The sequence below is a fragment of the Opacimonas viscosa genome (genome assembly GCF_024199005.1).
Taxonomy (GTDB): domain Bacteria; phylum Pseudomonadota; class Gammaproteobacteria; order Enterobacterales; family Alteromonadaceae; genus Opacimonas; species Opacimonas viscosa.
Genome location: NZ_JANATA010000062.1, coordinates 1 through 363, shown reverse-complemented (window position 1 = coordinate 363; position 363 = coordinate 1). Strand labels below are relative to the sequence as shown.

General features: G+C 49.0%; 1 pseudogene. It reads left to right on the top strand.

The window, feature by feature from the left end:
* Positions 1-363, top strand: a pseudogene (hslU, locus tag NLF92_RS12700) (HslU--HslV peptidase ATPase subunit); the annotation flags it as partial.

Below are 363 nucleotides of genomic sequence, written 5' to 3'. Positions count from 1 at the left end.
AGATTGCCCGTCGTTTGGCTAAACTCGCGAATGCACCATTTATTAAAGTGGAAGCGACTAAGTTCACCGAAGTGGGCTATGTGGGTAAGGAAGTTGAGTCTATCATACGCGATTTGGCTGATATCGCAGTGAAAATGACCAAAGAGCGCGAAATGGAAAAAGTACGTTTCCGCGCAGAAGAAGCCGCCGAAGAGCGTATTCTGGATATCCTGATCCCGCCGCCTGAAAATGCCTGGGGCGAGAAAGAGCGCACCGAAGATCGCGGCACCCGTCAGTCTTTCCGCAAGAAATTACGTGAAGGAACACTGGACGACAAAGAGATTGAAATCGATGTGTCGCAACAGCAAATTGGCGTTGAAATCA